Raw genomic sequence first — 17983 nt, 5'->3', positions numbered from 1 at the left:
CAATTCATCTATAACAGAAAAGAACTGCCCTTCGAATAGATCGAAGGGCAGTTCTTTCTGATTTATGGACGTACCGGAATTAATAGAAACGAATCCGGTTATCTTCGATTTTTGCCTTACTGATGAGATATTGAATGCTTTGGTAGCCAATCCGGTAGGAGCTGTTTGCTTCCAGCACACGAATCTGTTCGGCTTCGTTGTATTCCTTCGCCTCTTTCGTACGGTTGTTTACAATGAAAGCGTATACGCCGTTGTTACCTTGGACAGGACCGGTCAACTGGTTCAATGGGGCCAAGGTTACCGCCGCATTCATTTTGGGTTCCACGCCGACTTGCGTAATACGGGTCGTATTGAAGTTAATGAAGCGTACGGAATCGATCTTGCTGCCCATTGCTTCGGCATAGGCCTCCAATGAGGTCAGTTTCTTGGCTTTCAAATCAGCAGCGATTTTCTCTCCTTTCTTCTGAGCAAGCAATTCGGCTTTCAATTCCGGCTCGACGGATGCCAGCGAGCGATATCCTTTAGGCAGCGTACCCTGTACGGCTGCGACGACAAATTTGCTATCACATTCAAAGATTTCGGAAAGTTTGCCTTTGTCATTCTGGAAGGCCCAACGGATGACCGGACGGGAATTCTTAATGCTTCCGACAATCTGGTCGGCGGCCGTTACCTTCACATCCGAAACAACGGCATAACCGGCTTCTTTTGCCGCTTCGTCCAGTTTATCGATCTTGTTGTTTTTGGCAACGAACTGGTTCAGATCATTATAAATCGCACTGTAAGTCTTGGAGCTGGGAGAGACTTTGATTTCCACGTCTGCAACTTTATATTTCGTTATATTTGCCGTCCGTTCATCCACATTTACGATATGGGTTCCGTAGGTCGATTTTATAACCGTCGGCTGATTAACAGGAGAGTTGAAGATGGCGTTTTTGAAATCTTCGTTCAATCCCCTGACGGCCGTTAATTCGGTAAACCATCCGAGCTCGCCACCCTTTTCAGCCGATTGATCAGCGGAAAATTCCCTAGCGATATCGGCGAATTTAGCTCCGCCCTTCAAGACGTTGATCAAGCTGTCCGCCAATTTAGCCATTCCGGCCTCATTACGGTTATGAGCCAACATGATATGACTTACTTTGACCGAATCCGGAGCGATCTTCTTATCGATGAGTTTGAAAAGACGATATTGATCGTTTTCGAAAATCGGTTCGTTTACCGTTCCCACCTCGGCTGTCGTTGCAAAGCGTTCCAATTGTTCGTCGAACAGCTTGGGAGAGACATAGGCATCGACGAAAGGCATATCAGAGCTTTCGTTCACAATATCCGCCACATGGTTGCCGGTAGCTTCGATCAATTCCTGGCGTACCTTGCCGACTTCTTCACTGGCGTTATCGTAATCTTCCTGGCTCGGACGGATATCCACGGCAAGATATTTGATGACCTTGGCTTCCTCCTGTTTGAACCGCTCTTTCCGCTGGTCATATAACTTTTCCAATTCACTCTTCTTCACCTCAATCGTGGAATCGGGAATTGAAGAATACGGTTGCATGGCAAAAACAATATCCGAATTCTCGACGGAAGAATCGAAAGCATCTTTGGCATCCAGTTTATTCGCGACAACGGCTTTTCCGAGGAGTGTCGTGTATTTTTGTTCCAGTCGCTGGCGTTTGATGTTCTTTTCCCAAAATAACCAGAAGTTTTTCGCTTTAAGCAATTCGGATTGTTGGTCGGCCGGGAGGCTGGCCACGTTTTCATTTTCAATTGTTTTCAGAAAATTCAACAAAGCGGATTTATCGAAAACGCCTGTCTGCGGATTGACGAACATGGGCATTTGCTGGATCAGAGGCGAAATATTCTCACCTTGTACCATATCGAAGAGCTCTTCCGGTGATACGATAATTCCGATTTTATCCAACTCTTTGTCGACAACGACTTCCTGGATCAAGGCGTCGTATACGGACTGGCGGATCTGTGCCGCATACTCATCCGGCAGGTTGGAGTTTCCCGATTGCATCTTGTACACTTCGATCATTTCATCCACACGGGCCTGATAGTCCTGAATACTGATAGGTGTCCCGTCCACATCTGCCACCACTTCCTGTTTCTGTCTAAAAAAAGTTGAGCCGGAGTTTAAGAAATCTCCGATGATAAAAGCGAATAAAGCCAATCCTACTACAATAACAAGCAGTCCGGCTTTGTTTCTGATTTTTTCAAGCGTAGCCATTTATCTCTAATGAATTTTAATTTATATTTCCACTTTTAGGGCACGAAGATACAAAAAAAAGGAATAGCCCTCCCTTTTATCCTTTTTTTTTCATTCTTTGGAGATCAACATGTGTACCAATTCTATTTTAGTCGCTGTCACTTTAAGAATCTTAAAGGTATACTTGCCGATCACGATCGTTTCGTTCAATTTGGGAAAACTCTGGTAGTAATGCAGGATATAGCCGGCAATCGTCAGATAGTCGTCCGATTCCTCCAGATCCAGGCCGAATGTTTCGTTCAGGTAATCGATTTCGATCCGTCCGGAAAGAAGATATTCCCCCTCTCCTACCTTTCGGGCAATGTACGACCTGGTATCGTGTTCATCTTCAATCTCCCCGAAGATTTCTTCCACCAAGTCTTCGAGCGTGACGATCCCGGTCGTCCCCCCGAACTCATCAACGACGACGGCAATGCTTTTCTTCTCCTGCATCAGCCTTTTCATCAGCTTATTGGCCGCCATAGTTTCAGGAACGATAGAGACCTTACGGAGATGCTGTTTCCAGTCGTCGTAATGCTTGAACATCTCGGAAGAATGGATATAACCGACGATATTATCGATGTTATTATTATAGATGACAATTTTCGACAGGCCGGTCTCAATGAATTTTGAACGGAGCTCGTCGATGGAAGCCGTCAGGCCGGCCGCCACGATTTCGGTACGGGGGACAGCGCAATCCCTTACACGCACATTCGAAAAGTCAAGCGCGTTCTGGAAGATCTTCACTTCCGTATTGATATCCGAATAATTGCTGTTCTCGTCGATTCCCTGCTGAATAAAACTGTCCAGATCCGTACGGCTGAAACTATGCCGGATGGATACGGGAGGATTTTTCACTCCGGAGAGGCGCAGGATTCCCCAGGAGACAAAAGAAAAAAGCTTCGACAGGGGAAAAAGCAGGAGAGAGACAAAAAACAGGGGGATGGCGGAAATCAAAAGAACCTGGTTCGGATTCAACCGGCAGATCATCTGAGGAACAAACTTCCCCAAAAAGAGCCAGATAAAGGTAGCGATCAGAATCTTTAGAAGAAGCAACCAGAATTCAGCTCCTTCGTGCGTCACCATCGACGACTGGAAAACGAACAACAAGTAGACGGAATAAGTCGCCAGAGAAATACATTCCCCGATCCGCATGATCAGGATAAACTGGTCCGGATTACGGTAAAAGCGATCTAAAATCCTATATAGCAAATTCTTTTCTTCCCGGTTCAGTTGATACTCCAATTTGCCGGAAGAAATGAAAGCCGCCTCTATTCCGGCAAAAAAGCCGGAAACCAATAACAACACGATTATATTAATCAACAGTTCCACCGCATTAATATATTATATGGAGTCGGCCGCCGCTATCGGAACATTCGCTCCGGGCGGGACCGTATCCGGTTTTTCTTCAATTGGAAAAGTTCCCTGCATACTGAAAATACGATACTTCGACATACTCATTGTCGATTCGAAACCTATTCCCGTAATAATCCGGTCGGCCTGTTCGATACGAATGAATTTATCGGAATAGACCCGGTCCGATTTCCGGTCGATATGAAGCAGCGAGGTTTCGAAACGCTGTCCTTCCCGGTTAACAATATGTACATTCCCAATCAGCGTGATCATGTCTTTCTTGACATAATAAAAAGCCGTATCCGCCTTGACGCTGGCTTCTACCTGCAGTAGCGTATCGAATTGTTCGGCATATACTCCTTTGGGGAAGAACCAATAAGGCTCCCGGGCTTCTTCGAACATCAGGCATTCCGGGGTTACCATCTTATATTTTGTAATCCCCGAATCCGATATGAAGGTAGTCATGTTCAGCGTTTTCATGGTATAGGTAGAATCCGGGTTAAAACGGACTTCCACGATCTCCTTCGGTTCTTTCCGGCAGGATACATGAAAGAAAAGAGGCACAACAAGCAGTAAAACAAAAGCTGTCATGCCGGGATGTCCCGTATTACCGGGAAGACGTCTGGACATATCCGTGTGTTTATACTTCTTCTTTACTCTACTTTCCGTTTAAAGAACCAGAATTCATTAAATGTATAATTGATTGCAAAACGGAAGTATTGTTCGTCGATCATAAATTTGGCGTCAGGGCTAATTTTTACATATTCGAAGGAAAGGTTCAGAAAGGAACGGTTGTCGATCAACGGCAAGCCCAATCCCACGCTGGCCCCGTATTCCTTATAGCCTTCCCTCGACTGGCTTTCCATCACCTCAAATTTCTGGTAAGAGTTACTGTAATGAAGTCCGCCACGATATCTCATTCGCTTTAAGAAAGAGCGCCCGATGATGTTCGGAATGTATTCTCCTCCCAAAGCCACCCGCAGGCGATCCTGAAAGCCATCTTTCGTATCGAAAAACTTGGCATCGCTCCATTGTTCATGTAATACATCCGCTCCCACCATCCATTTATTTCCTCTTGTATAGGTAAAACCGAATCCCAGGGAGTTGGGAAGCCCGAAGGCATTGCTTGGGTTTTTGATAGTATCCGTTTCACTTGTACTTCCCGTATATTGCAACAGCATCTGGGTGTAAGAAGTCGTATTCAGATTTGCCTTGGGGCTGAAAGTCAAGCCTAAGGTTATTTTATCCGTCTTGCTCAAGGGGTGCGTATATTGGATTCCAAAATCATATTTCAAATCCCGCACTCTCAAACGCTGGGAAATGGACAAAGGGTAAGAACCGGACGAAGAGGAAGAAGAATAGCGGTCATGTTTTACATCTCCGAACAGGTAACCGATATTGGCCCCCAAGGCAAGCCTGTTCTTCCATAAATCGTAAGACAAGCCGGCATAGAGCTCGGTAACGCCTCCGGAACCCGAATAAGTGTTAATATAGGTCAATCCGTTCGAGGTCTGCTCCGTACCGTAACTGTACCCTACATGGGAGAAGGGAAGCAATCCGACGCTCATCGCCAGGGAACGGCTCAAGGGGAACTGCATGGCCATGTATTCTACATTCCCGTTCGTATCTTTCTGTCTGTTCGTTCCGTCGTCAAACCAGGATAATTGCGCCATCGCCCCGAAGTCGAAGATGAAAGTCAGGGAATCCATAGAGGAATAGGAAGCCGGGTTCATCGGATTGATTTGCTTGGAAGAACGCAACCCATAGCCGAGACCTCCCATTGCGCGGCCGGCTCCGAAAGAACGATTACCTAATTCTCCATAACCATAACGCGTATAGGGGGAATTCGTATTATTTTGTGCAAAGGCGGCTATTTGCGTAAATATCAGAATACAAACAAGCCCGGTTTTATTAATTCTCAACATTATATTCCAAGATTCTATTTAATCCAATCAACACTAAATTAATATCCGCAAAGATGGAGTTTTTTAAGCGTCTTTCAAAGTAAAACGAATGACCGCCAGTTAAAAAAACGAAAAGATCGGGATATTTTACTTTCCACTCATTAATAAACCCATCCATTTCATAAACGATGCCGTTGACGACACCCGCCTGAAGCGCCGTGTCGGTCGTCGTCCCGATAAAAGGCAATTTCTCGCATTCCTTTACCAGTGGTAATTTACTGGTAAACTGATTCAGCGCCTTGAAACGGGTAGTCATGCCCGGAGAGATATTCCCTCCCAAATAGACACCCTCCGGTGTTATAAATTCATACGTAATCGCGGTTCCGGCGTCGATAACCAACAAAGGCCTTCCCGGTTCCCTGTAAATTGCCGCCACAATGGCAGCCAGGCGATCTTTCCCCAACACAGGCAACATCGGTTCCGGGATGTGGACAGATGGTGGCAAAGGCACGAATTCATCTAAAAAGATAAAATAAGGAAGCCGCTCACGAAGGTAGGCGATTAATTCCACATTCACATCAATAACCGTAGAAAGAATGCCATGCGTAAGCGGGTATTTCTCAAAAAGGCTCTTGATATCGGACAAATGAAACGGCTTGAATACGAATGTTTCCACGATTACTTCCCCGTTGACGACGGCTACTTTAGTGGAAGAATTTCCTTGTTCTATAATAAGATTCACGTGTTCTGTATATTTTCTCGCTGAATTTGTCCACAAAGAAAAACAAAATCGATGAGAAAATTGGCCAATCGATGAAAGAAGATTTGGAAACTGTTCAAATTTTACCGAATGATTTCCTTGTTTGACTTCGCAAATAGGGCAATCTTCTCTTTTTTTCTTAATTTTGTCGCATTAATTGAAATCACAAATGAAACGTTTCCGGATCCTGCTCTTTCTTTTTCTCTTGTACGGCATGGCGGTACATGCAAAGCCCCTTGTCCTGAGCGAAGCAGCCGAAATCAGCTTGCTGACCAGTACACCCATCGACGACAGAGTCTACACCTTGTACGGGCATACTTCCGTCCGGGTGCATGATCCTCAACAAAATGTGGATTTGCTTTTCAATTACGGCATTTTCAGCTTCGACAAGCCGAACTTCATTTACCGTTTCGCAAAAGGAGAGACCGACTATATGCTGGAGGCCTACCCACTTCAAGATTTTGTCATCGAATGCCAAATACGCGGAAGCGGACTGACCGAGCAGGTGCTGAACTTTACCCAAGCGGAGAAACAGGCCTTATGGGAGGCACTGGTTGAAAACGCCCAACCCGAAAACAGAGTCTACCGTTATAACTTTTTCTTTGACAACTGCGCCACACGCCCGGCCGTACTGGTCGAAAAATATACGCAGGGGAAAATCGATTATGCCGATCCAGGCGAGCGGCATACATTCCGGGAATTGATTAATTATTGTACCCGGAATCATCCTTGGCTGACTTTCGGATGTGATCTGGTATTAGGTAGCCCGACCGACCGGGAGGCGACACCGCACGAAGAGTTTTTCCTGCCCCAATATCTGGAACGCGCATTCGCCAAAGCGACAATTCTCCAACCGGACGGAAGTACACGCCCCCTGGTAAAGGCTACCCGGACACTCACCGAAGAAGCTACCCGGGAGACTTCCGAAAAGCCTCTTTTTACCCCGCTCGTATGCAGCCTGTTCCTTTTAGCGTTTGTCTTGCTGGTTACATGGACGGAGCGGCGGAAGAAAACCTATTACAGATGGGTCGATGTCCTACTCTTTTCCATTGCCGGGCTTTGTGGGATCGTCCTGTTTTTCCTCAGTTTTATCTCAGTCCATCCAAGCATGTGGCCGAACGTCTGGTTAATCTGGCTGCATCCCCTCCATCTTGCCGGCGCTTTCTTCTTTATGGTAAAAAAGCTGAACAAAGCGGCCTATTTCTATCATTTTATTAACTTTGCGGCGCTAACGCTTTTGCTTCTTGGCACAGGATTTGTATCACAACATGTAAACGAGGCTTTTATACCGCTGATTTTATGCCTGTGGATACGTTCTGGATACAGTCTCATTAGAAAGAAATGGAATATTGAATGAATAGAATTATCTCATCGCTGATCGCTATTTTTGTCGCTTCAAATCTAAGCGCTCAACAGGCTGCTCCCAAATTGGTCGTTTGCATTACCATCGATCAGCTAAGGGGAGACTATATAGAATATTTTTATAATACATTCGGTGAACGCGGATTCAAGCGCCTGATGAATGAAGGGGCGGTTTATAAAAATCTCCGTTTCGAATTCAATAATATAGACGAGGCCAGCGCTTTTGCCACCCTCTTCACCGGCTCCAATCCTTGTTTCAACGGCATTACGGGTAAAAAAAGTTATGATTTCGAAAATAACAAGGAATATTCCTGTCTCTATGATCCGGAATACATCGGAAATTATACAAAAGAAAACTATTCCCCGGCAAAATTGCTTAGCTCGACCATTGGCGACGAACTGAAAATCGCCTCCAAAGGTCGGAGTGATGTGTATTCCATCGCCCCGAATGCGGAATCTGCCATCTTGTCGGCCGGCCATGCCGCCAATGCCGCTTTCTGGATTGACGATACCAACGGCAAGTGGGCCACAACTACCTTTTACAAAAGCATTCCCTGGTATGTGGACCGTTATAACAGCGGCATCGAGTCCTTAGCTGTCCGGGCCGACCAGATGGTTTGGACGCCCACCTTACCGATCGAACGGTATAATGCACTGCCCTACGTATTGGAAGACATTCCCTTCCGTTATTCCTTCAAGGAAAAAACAGCGGACCGGTATAAAAACCTGAAGACTTCTCCTTTTATCAACAAGGAAGTCAACCGACTGGCCCTTCAATTCATCCAATATGGCGATTTAGGCGGAAGATCCTGTCCGGACATGCTGTCGCTTACCTACTATGCCGGGAATTACCGTACAATCGCACAGAAAGAATTTACACGGGAAATACAGGATACCTATCAACAACTGGATAAGGATATTGAACAATTGCTGGATGCGATCGACAAAAAGATCGGTCTGAAAAATACGCTGATTGTAGTAACCGGGACAGGGTACCATTACATCGAAGAGACTTTCGAAGAACAATTCCCGCTTTCCGGGGGCGAGTTCCATCCCAAACGCTGCGTCGCCTTGCTGAATATGTATCTGATGGCGATTTACGGTCAGCAGGATTGGGTAAAAGGCTACCATAATCAACAACTCTTCCTCAACAAGAAAGCGATTGAGGATGCGAAACTGGATTTAAAGGACGTTCAGGACAAAGCGGCCGAATTTGTAACCCAGTTTAGCGGCGTCCAGCAGGTAACAACCGACATTTCTCTACATACTGGAGCTTGGAATGAAGGCACGGCAAAATTCCGGAACGGAACTTTCCATAAGGGACGCGGTGATTTGATCATCGAGCTGCAACCGGGATGGAAGATCAATAACGACCAGCCGGAAGAAAAGGTGAAAATGGTACGCAATAATGCCATTATCACTCCACTGATATTCATGGGCAATGGCTTGAAACCCCAACATATTTATCGCGAAGTAAAGGCTACCGAAGTAGCCCCGACGGTGACTCATGTCTTGCGCATCCGCCCGCCAAATGCCTGCCTGGACATTCCATTATTCGAGTTATCAAGCAATAAATAAAAAATAAAAAGAAATATACATTATGGGATTTAATGAAATAATGACCAAGTTCTTCGGGAACAAGTCACAACGGGATCTTAAGGAAATAACCCCTTACGTTGATATGATAAAGGCTGTTTACCCGTCGATCAAGGAACTTTCAAATGATGACTTACGCACGAAAATAGACGAAGTCAGACAACAGATACAAGACTATGTCGCCGATGAGAGAACGAAAATGGAAGAACTTCGCAAAGGCATAGAAGAAAAGGAACTGGAACAAAGGGAAACCATCTGGGCGGAAATCGACAAGATAGAAAAAGTAATTACCGACAAATTGGAAGTTATTCTGGAGGAAGTATTGCCGGTGGTCTTTGCCGTTGTAAAAGATACGGCCCGCCGTTTTGCCGAGAACGAGGAGATCATAGTTACGGCGAATGACTTCGACCGTGATCTGGCGGCAAAGCACGATTTTGTACGGATAGAAGGAGACAAGGCAATCTACAGGAACCACTGGAAAGCGGGTGGAAATGAGATAACATGGGACATGATCCACTATGATGTACAATTATTCGGAGGAGTGGTATTGCACAAGGGGAAAATCGCAGAAATGGCAACCGGTGAAGGAAAAACACTAGTCGCAACGTTACCTGTATTCTTAAATGCACTGACCGGAAACGGAGTTCATCTGGTTACGGTAAATGATTACTTGTCCAAACGTGACTCCGAATGGATGGGACCTTTATATATGTTCCACGGACTATCGGTCGATTGTATCGACAAACACCAGCCGAACTCGGACGCGCGTCGCGCCGCTTATAACGCCGACATCACTTTCGGAACAAATAACGAATTCGGATTTGACTATCTTCGTGACAATATGGCTATCAGTCCGCAGGATCTGGTACAGCGGAAACATAATTACGCCATTGTCGATGAAGTCGACTCCGTATTGATTGACGATGCCCGTACGCCATTGATTATCTCCGGCCCCGTGCCCAAGGGGGAAGAACAACTTTTCGAACAGTTCCGGCCGAACGTAGAGGTAGTTGTCAATGCCCAAAAGAACTTGTGCACGAAACTGCTGACCGAGGCAAAAATAAAAATGAACAGCAGCGATGAGAAGGAGCGGGAAGAAGGCAGCCTCCTACTCTATCGTTCGCATAAGGGATTTCCCCGTAACAAAGCGCTGGTAAAATTCCTGAGCGAGTCGGGAATCAAAGCCTCCATGTTGAAAACGGAAGAGTTCTATATGGCGGAAAATATGCGCAACATGCACCTTGTTACCGATGATTTATACTTCGTCATTGATGAGAAGAACAATAGCATTGAATTGACAGACAAAGGTATCGACCTGCTGACCGGTAATTCGGACGATCCCAGCTTCTTCATTCTGCCCGATATCGCATCGGAATTATCCCAAGTTGAAAACATAAAGGGTACCCCGGAAGATATACAGGCAAAGAAAGACGAGATATTAACTAATTACGCGATAAAAAGTGAACGGGTACATACCATCAACCAGCTCTTAAAAGCCTACACCCTGTTTGAAATAGACGACGAATATGTCGTAATCGACGGACAGGTGAAGATCGTAGACGAGCAAACGGGACGTATTATGGAAGGGCGCCGTTATTCCGACGGCTTGCACCAAGCTATCGAAGCGAAGGAACGGGTAAAGGTGGAAGCCGCCACACAGACATTCGCGACTATTACGCTTCAGAATTATTTCCGTATGTATCACAAGCTGGCCGGTATGACCGGTACGGCTGAGACGGAAGCGGGCGAATTCTGGGATATTTATAAATTGGACGTGGTAGTCATCCCGACCAACCGGCCGGTGGTACGGAACGATATGAACGACCGTATTTATAAGACCAAACGTGAAAAGTACGCCGCCGTAATCGAAGAAATCAGCAAGCTGGTAGCGGCAGGACGCCCGGTACTGGTCGGTACCACTTCAGTCGAAATATCCGAATTGTTAAGTCGTATGTTGAATCTGCGCAAGATTCCGCACAATGTATTAAATGCAAAACTGCACCAAAAGGAAGCTGAGATCGTGGCACAGGCCGGACAAACCGGAACGGTGACTATTGCAACCAATATGGCGGGTCGTGGTACGGATATCAAGTTGTCTCCTGAAGTGAAAGCCGCCGGAGGTTTGGCGATCATCGGTACGGAACGCCATGAGAGCCGGCGGGTAGACCGTCAGCTAAGAGGCCGTGCCGGACGTCAGGGAGATCCGGGTTCTTCCGTGTTCTTTGTCTCTTTGGAGGACGACCTGATGCGTTTGTTTGCTTCCGAAAAGATTGCCGGGTTGATGGACCGCTTGGGCTTCAAGGAAGGCGAAGTATTGGAACACAGTATGCTGAGCAAGTCGGTAGAACGAGCCCAGAAGAAGGTGGAGGAAAACAACTTCGGTATCCGTAAACGTCTGTTGGAATATGACGACGTAATGAACTCCCAACGTAACGTTATCTATACACGCCGCCGCCATGCCCTGATGGGTGAACGTATCGGAGTCGACGTGCTGAATACGCTTTATGATACGGCCTCAACCATTGTCGAACAAAGTACAGACGCCGATGATTACGAAGGGCTGAAGATAGAGATTGTCAAGGCATTCGCTATGGAATGTCCGGTCACAAGCGAAGAATTTAAGGACTGGAATACGGAAAAGCTTACCGATACGATTTATGAAGAAGCATTGGCCAATTTCAAACGCCGGATGGAACGTATCACACAGGTTGCCGCACCGGTCATCAAAGAGGTATACGAGAAACACGGGTCGCTTTATGAGAATATCATGGTTCCGCTTACCGACGGAAAACGGATATACAATATCTCCTGCAATCTGAAGGAAGCATATGATACGGAATCCAAATCCGTTGGCAAAGCTTTCCAAAAAGCGATTATCCTGCATACCATTGATGAATCCTGGAAGGAACACCTGCGTGAAATGGACGAATTGCGTCATTCCGTACAAAATGCAAGTTACGAAAACAAGGATCCGTTGCTGATTTATAAACTGGAATCTTACACACTGTTCAAGCAGATGGTAGACCAGATGAACCGGAAGACTGTTTCTATCCTGATGCGCGGCCAGGTGCCAATGCGTGAGGAAGCGGCAGAATCACAACGCGTGCAAGTCCGTCAAGCTGCACCGGAAAAACGGCAAGACATGAGCCGCTATCGTACGGAAAAAGACGACCTTGACCAATCTAACCAAACGCAAAAAGAAGCTGGAGCAGCTGTATCGCAACAGGTCAAACAGGCCCCGATCCGGGTAGAGAAGCAGATAGGACGAAACGATCCCTGTCCTTGCGGAAGCGGCAAGAAATACAAAAACTGCCACGGAAAAGGATTGTAAGGCAATCACTCTTTTTCCTGACGATTAGGAAAAGAGATGTGAAATAATTAAGAAAAAAGGCGGGTTTCGTAAAGAAACCCGCCTTTTTTCTTAAACAGAAATACTTTTTACTTTGTTATTAATAAACAAGACTCTTATAATCGCATGTCCAGGAGAAAGAACAAACAACAAAATAAAACATAGTCTACACTAATACTATCAAATAGAAATACATCATCAAATTATATAATATATTTTTCCACAAAATTAGTAAATAAAACAGAAATATGTAACTTGCGAACAATTTTCTAATCAATATATATCAATATGATTATAGGTGTTCCAAAAGAAATCAAAAACAATGAAAACCGCGTAGGAGTTACTCCCGCCGGCGTAAAAGAATTAGTTGAAAGAGGTCATACCCTGTATGTACAACACACTGCCGGAGAAGGTAGCGGATTCAGTGATGAACTCTATACTGCCGTAGGTGCAACCGTGTTACCGACCATAGAAGAGGTATATGCCATTGCCGAGATGATTATTAAAGTAAAAGAGCCTATCGAACCGGAGTATGCTTTGGTAAAGAAAGGACAACTTCTCTTTACTTATTTTCATTTTGCTTCCGAAGAACATTTGCTTCATGCAATGTTGAAAAGCGGAGCCACATGCCTAGCCTACGAAACGGTATTGGACAAAAACGGTCATCTCCCGTTGCTCGTTCCGATGAGCGAAGTAGCCGGACGGATGGCCATTCAGGAAGGTGCTCATTTCATGGAAAAACCAATGGGTGGCAATGGAATACTCATCGGAGGGGTTCCTGGGGTAAAACCTGCCAAAATACTAATTTTGGGAGGTGGCGTAGTCGGGTACAACGCCGCAGTTGTAGCCGCAGGTTTCGGTGCGGATGTAACAATTACAGACATTTCGCTTCCCCGCCTTCGTTATCTGTCCGAAGTATTGCCATCCAATGTTAAAACACTCTACTCTTCCGCGCACAACATCGAACAGGAATTGCCTAATACCGATCTGGTCATAGGGTCAGTCCTGATTCCCGGCGCCAAGACTCCTCACCTATTGACACGGCAGATGCTGAAACTGATGAAAAAAGGCTCTGTCCTTGTGGATGTAGCGATCGATCAGGGAGGATGCTTTGAAACATCCCACGCAACGACCCATACGGAGCCGACTTATGAAGTCGACGGCATCCTGCACTATTGCGTTGCGAATATACCGGGAGCAGTAGCTCATACTTCGACATTAGCTCTCACGAACGCCACCCTGCCTTATGCCATCAAACTGGCTGAGAAGGGATGGAAACAAGCCACAGCCGAGGATGCCGGATTAAAGAACGGCCTGAACATTGTAGACGGTAAAATTACATTCAAGGCGGTAGCTGATGTATTTAATTTACCTTACCATCCGATTGACTAAATAATTCTTTATTAATAAAAACGCCGTGGTTTTCTAAAACCACGGCGTTTTTTTATTTAGCTTCATTCAGCCCTTTTCCCGATCATCGTTTCTTCTCACTTATTGAAGAAGAAACGGAAGATATCGTTCCCGTTTGCATAAAGCAAGAGGCCGAAAAGAAGGCACATACCGGTAATCTGGGCGTATTCCATAAATTTATCGCTGGGCTTGCGGCGCGTGATCACCTCGTAAAGTAAAAACATTACATGCCCGCCATCCAAGGCCGGAATCGGAAGGATATTCATTACAGCCAGAATGATAGAAAGGAAAGCCGTCCGTTCCCAAAACGTCCGCCAATCCCACTGGGCAGGAAACAAGTTTCCAATAGTGCCGAAACCTCCGAGACTCGATGCTCCCTCCTTGGTAAAGACATACTTCATATCATTGACATATCCTTTCAAGGTATTGACGCCCAACATAATCCCGGCCGGGAAAGATTCGAAAAATCCATACCTGATCGTATGGGTGGGATAGACTTCCGATGCGCGGGCAATGACTTCAATCCCGATCTTACCGGTAGAATCCGTATGGACGGCAAAGCTCTTAAAATCATTCCCTCGATGGATACCCACCGTGATTTCCCGGTCTTTCTTCGTTGCCAGCAAATCAAAAGCATCAACCAGAGTAGGCGTTGCCGTACTGTCAATCGACACGATCGTATCGCCGGGTAGAATCCCCGCCAGTGAGGCAGGCGATTTCAGATCAGGCAGTTTCTTCACAACCATCGGAAAGCGATCGGGAGAGGCAAAACCTTTTTTATCTCTCAGCACACGCTGCATCATATCATCCGGTATCGGAATATTTGTTTCCGTTCCATCCCGCAAAACAGTTACCTGATCCGCCTCTACAACCCGGCGGAAACAGGACTCATTAAATCGCTCCAAAGGTACTCCGTTGGCAGCCAATAGAATATCACCGTCTTGGAAGCCGACTTTCTGAAAAGTCTCGCTGTAAAACATTCCCATCTTCATGTTCTTCAACGGAAGATAGGTATCTCCCCAGGCAAAAAGAATCATGGAATAGATAAACAAAGCCAGCAGAAAATTAAAGAGTACGCCGCCAATCATAATCATCAGCCGTTGTCCGGCCGGCTTCGATCGAAATTCATAGGGCTTTGGAGGCAAAGCCATCTGCTCCTTATCCATCGACTCGTCTATCATACCGGATATCTTGCAATAGCCGCCCAGTGGAAGCCATCCTACTCCATACTCCGTTTCACTTTTTTTCGGTTTCCACCGGAAAAGGGCAAAGCCGGCGTCGAAAAACAGATAGAACTTCTCCACCCGGACTTTAAAAAGCCGGGCAAAAAGATAATGCCCGAACTCATGAACTATCACTAATATCGATAAACTCAATATGAGTTGTAACGCCTTAATCAAAAAAGTCTCCATTTACCTAATTACCTATTATTTATTATTAATAACTCATCCCAATAATCCGGACGCAATGCGGCGCGCCTCTTTATCTGTTTCTACATAATCTTCATATGTCGGCCCGGCCTTAAAAGTTGCACGAAGCATTGTCTGCTCGATGACCTCGCTCATTCGAAGAAAACCAATCTGATCTTTAAGAAAAGCAGCTACAACCACTTCATTGGCCGCATTCAGGATACAAGGCATATTTCCTCCCCGGCGGATGGCCTCGAAGGCAAAGCCTAAGTTGGGAAAACGATCCTGATCGGGAGCCTCGAACGTCAAGCCGGCATATCGGCCGAAATCCAATCGCGGCGACAGGCTTTTCAGCCGGTGCGGATACGAAAACGCATAACTGATCGGCAATTTCATATCCGGGATTCCGAGCTGGGCCTTTATGGCGCCATCCTCGAATTGCACCATGGAATGGATCACCGACTGGGGATGCACCCAGATCTCGATCTGATCCGGAGAAACACCGAACAGCCATTTAGCCTCAATCATTTCAAAACCTTTGTTCATCATCGAAGCCGAGTCGATGGTCACCTTCGCTCCCATCGTCCAGTTCGGATGCTTCAGGGCCTGTTCTTTTGTTACCACTGACAGTTGCTCCCGCGTCAGCGTACGGAAAGGACCTCCGGAGGCCGTCAGCAAAATCTTTTCCACCGGATTCTCCCACTCGCCCGCCAGGCATTGGAAAATAGCTGAATGTTCCGAATCGACCGGCAAAACCGGCGCCTTATATTCGGCAGCCAACCGGGTAACTAATTCGCCGGCAACGACCAACGTCTCCTTGTTGGCCAAGGCAATCGCCTTCCCCGCCCGGATCGCCGCCAAGGTGGGACGAAGCCCCGCGTAGCCGACAATAGCCGTAAGAACGATGTCGATCGCATCAAACTGCACTACTTGTTCGACCGCCTCCGTTCCCGCCCATACCTTGACAGGCAGGTCGGCCAAAGCGTCCTTCAAAGTAAGGTATTTTTCTTCATTTGCGATGACAACAACCTCCGGTTTATATTTTTTTACCTGCTCGATAAGCAAGTCGACCTGATTGTTCGCTACTAATGCATAGGCCTCCAATTGGTCGGGATGCGCCTCGATAACCTGCAAGGCCTGCGTCCCGATCGAACCGGTGGAGCCGATGATCGCTATTTGTTTTTTCTTCATTGACTTAAAACACAATAAAATCTTCCGGGTTTACCGGAGCTCCTTTATACCACAATTCAAAATGCAAGTGAGGTCCGGTCGATAATTTCCCCGTATTCCCCACGATTGCAATGGCTTCGCCGGCGGCTACATGATCCCCGACTTTTTTCAATATCAATTCGTTATGCTTATAGATCGATATAAAACCATTTTTATGCTGCACTTGTATCACATTCCCCATATTGGGATCAAAACCAATGAAGACCACCGTCCCGTCCAGGGTTGCCAAAACGCTGGCCCGCAAGGAAGCGACCAAATCGACTCCATAATGCCGTATCTCCGCATTATAGGAGGAAGAAATGATCCCGTCGACCGGCTTGTAAAAGAAAAGTCCGTCCGTCGGAAACGGATCGGGATTTAACACCGTCAAATTATATTTTTCGTCTTCTTCAAATGTTTTGATATATTCCGCCTCTTTTCTTGAGCGCGGAATGTCATAATCAGCCTCCGTACGCGCCGTCGAATCGATCGTACGAATAGAATCCAAACTGATATTCCCCGACAGGATATTTCCTACATTCTCCAGATATAAGTTCTGTATCTCGATCAGCCGCTCCAACGAATCGGCTCTCAAAGCATTATTAATGATTTCCCTTCGCACTTCCACATCCAAATAGCCGGGCAGGTAATTACGGATCGGTGTCTTGATAATAATAAAAGAGGTAACTCCCACCAGCAGAAAAGCGAACAAAACGATCACAGCAAAAGCCGACAGTTGGGATAAACGGAAAGACCAGACTTCCTCCAACGTCGACTCATTAATAAATGACAACTTATACTTAAAGCGTATCCGGTGCCAAAACGATTTCTTTTTCTTTTGTTGTTTGGTCGCCATTCTTCTCCAATCACAAATTCAATAAGCCCTCCGGCAGGGAAACCGACAATTCCTTTCTGTCCGGGTCAACCGACCGGATCAACTCTCCTACCGCCGGCAGCAAAAACTCACCGTCTCCCGTCTCAATCCGGAGCAGGACATTCATCGTACTCTCGTCGATATCCGTCACGATGCCTACGCTTGCCCGCTCTTCATCCACCACGTGGTATCCGATCAAATCGCGCCACGTGACCTCATTCGGCAAGCTGTCCATCGCCTCTTTCGGATAATAGACCTCCAGGTTGGCAAACTCGGCCGCCTGGGCTTCTGTATCTACATTTTGCAGCTTTATCAAAGTAACAGCATCACTCTTAGGCCGGTATCCTTCTACAAAAAAGGGAACCAGAATGCCGTCGATCTCACAAAACAGGAATAAATCCGGCTCCGGAGATTCCGCAAAAAGATCGTAATCCGTCATCAAGGCAATTTCTCCCTTTACTCCATGAGGCTTCATGAATTGCCCTACCTTTATCATCTCTTCTTTCCGGATCATT

13 protein-coding genes are annotated in these 17983 nt (G+C 46.3%); 4 read left to right on the top strand and 9 right to left on the bottom strand.

Features of this window, described 5'->3' with window-relative positions:
- Positions 1-79: 79 nt before the first annotated feature.
- From BQ8014_RS07275 to BQ8014_RS07255, 5 genes are all read right to left on the bottom strand, one after another.
- Positions 80-2224, bottom strand: coding sequence for a peptidylprolyl isomerase (locus tag BQ8014_RS07275; protein ID WP_080903796.1), 2145 nt, complete (start codon positions 2222-2224; stop codon positions 80-82).
- A 90-nt stretch (positions 2225-2314) separates the two neighbouring features.
- Complete coding sequence (locus tag BQ8014_RS07270; protein WP_080903795.1) at positions 2315-3574, bottom strand: hemolysin family protein; 1260 nt, start codon at positions 3572-3574, stop codon at positions 2315-2317.
- A gap of 12 nt (positions 3575-3586) precedes the next feature.
- Positions 3587-4225, bottom strand: a complete 639-nt coding sequence (gene lptC / locus BQ8014_RS07265) for an LPS export ABC transporter periplasmic protein LptC (RefSeq protein WP_080903794.1) — start codon at positions 4223-4225, stop codon at positions 3587-3589.
- A 23-nt stretch (positions 4226-4248) separates the two neighbouring features.
- Positions 4249-5520 (bottom strand): hypothetical protein, encoded by a 1272-nt coding sequence (locus BQ8014_RS07260; protein ID WP_080903793.1) that lies wholly within the window; start codon positions 5518-5520, stop codon positions 4249-4251.
- Positions 5507-6241, bottom strand: a complete 735-nt coding sequence (locus tag BQ8014_RS07255) for a type III pantothenate kinase (protein WP_080903792.1) — start codon at positions 6239-6241, stop codon at positions 5507-5509. Before BQ8014_RS07255 ends, BQ8014_RS07260 begins: the two co-directional genes overlap by 14 nt.
- A gap of 187 nt (positions 6242-6428) precedes the next feature.
- On the opposite strand from BQ8014_RS07255, the gene BQ8014_RS07250 reads away from it, so the two are divergent.
- The 4 genes from BQ8014_RS07250 (at position 6429) to ald (ending at position 13958) form a co-directional block, all read left to right on the top strand.
- The gene (locus BQ8014_RS07250; RefSeq protein WP_080903791.1) at positions 6429-7616 is read left to right on the top strand and encodes a lipoprotein N-acyltransferase Lnb domain-containing protein; all 1188 of its coding nucleotides are present in this window, start codon (positions 6429-6431) and stop codon (positions 7614-7616) included.
- The gene (locus BQ8014_RS07245) at positions 7613-9199 is read left to right on the top strand and encodes an alkaline phosphatase family protein (protein WP_080903790.1); all 1587 of its coding nucleotides are present in this window, start codon (positions 7613-7615) and stop codon (positions 9197-9199) included. The genes BQ8014_RS07250 and BQ8014_RS07245 overlap by 4 nt, the downstream gene beginning before the upstream one ends.
- Before the next feature lie 22 nt (positions 9200-9221).
- The gene (gene secA, locus BQ8014_RS07240; RefSeq protein ID WP_080903789.1) at positions 9222-12548 is read left to right on the top strand and encodes a preprotein translocase subunit SecA; all 3327 of its coding nucleotides are present in this window, start codon (positions 9222-9224) and stop codon (positions 12546-12548) included.
- Between the two features lie 306 nt (positions 12549-12854).
- Positions 12855-13958 carry an alanine dehydrogenase gene (gene ald / locus BQ8014_RS07235; RefSeq protein ID WP_080903788.1) on the top strand — a complete coding sequence of 368 codons (1104 nt, stop codon included), beginning with the start codon at positions 12855-12857 and terminating at the stop codon, positions 13956-13958.
- Between the two features lie 95 nt (positions 13959-14053).
- Here the strand turns inward: ald and rseP are convergent, their stop codons facing one another.
- From rseP to rimM, 4 genes are read right to left on the bottom strand one after another with little or no spacing between them, the layout of a single operon-like run.
- Complete coding sequence (gene rseP / locus BQ8014_RS07230; protein ID WP_080903787.1) at positions 14054-15388, bottom strand: RIP metalloprotease RseP; 1335 nt, start codon at positions 15386-15388, stop codon at positions 14054-14056.
- A 33-nt stretch (positions 15389-15421) separates the two neighbouring features.
- Positions 15422-16576 carry a 1-deoxy-D-xylulose-5-phosphate reductoisomerase gene (locus BQ8014_RS07225; protein WP_080903786.1) on the bottom strand — a complete coding sequence of 385 codons (1155 nt, stop codon included), beginning with the start codon at positions 16574-16576 and terminating at the stop codon, positions 15422-15424.
- Between the two features lie 4 nt (positions 16577-16580).
- Positions 16581-17450 carry a M23 family metallopeptidase gene (locus BQ8014_RS07220; RefSeq protein ID WP_080903785.1) on the bottom strand — a complete coding sequence of 290 codons (870 nt, stop codon included), beginning with the start codon at positions 17448-17450 and terminating at the stop codon, positions 16581-16583.
- Positions 17451-17460: 10 nt separating this feature from the next.
- The gene (rimM, locus tag BQ8014_RS07215) at positions 17461-17982 is read right to left on the bottom strand and encodes a ribosome maturation factor RimM (RefSeq protein ID WP_080903784.1); all 522 of its coding nucleotides are present in this window, start codon (positions 17980-17982) and stop codon (positions 17461-17463) included.
- Position 17983: the final 1 nt, after the last annotated feature.

The sequence above is a fragment of the Parabacteroides sp. Marseille-P3160 genome (genome assembly GCF_900162725.1).
Lineage (GTDB): Bacteria > Bacteroidota > Bacteroidia > Bacteroidales > Tannerellaceae > Marseille-P3160.
This window is presented reverse-complemented; position numbering and strand designations above follow the sequence as displayed.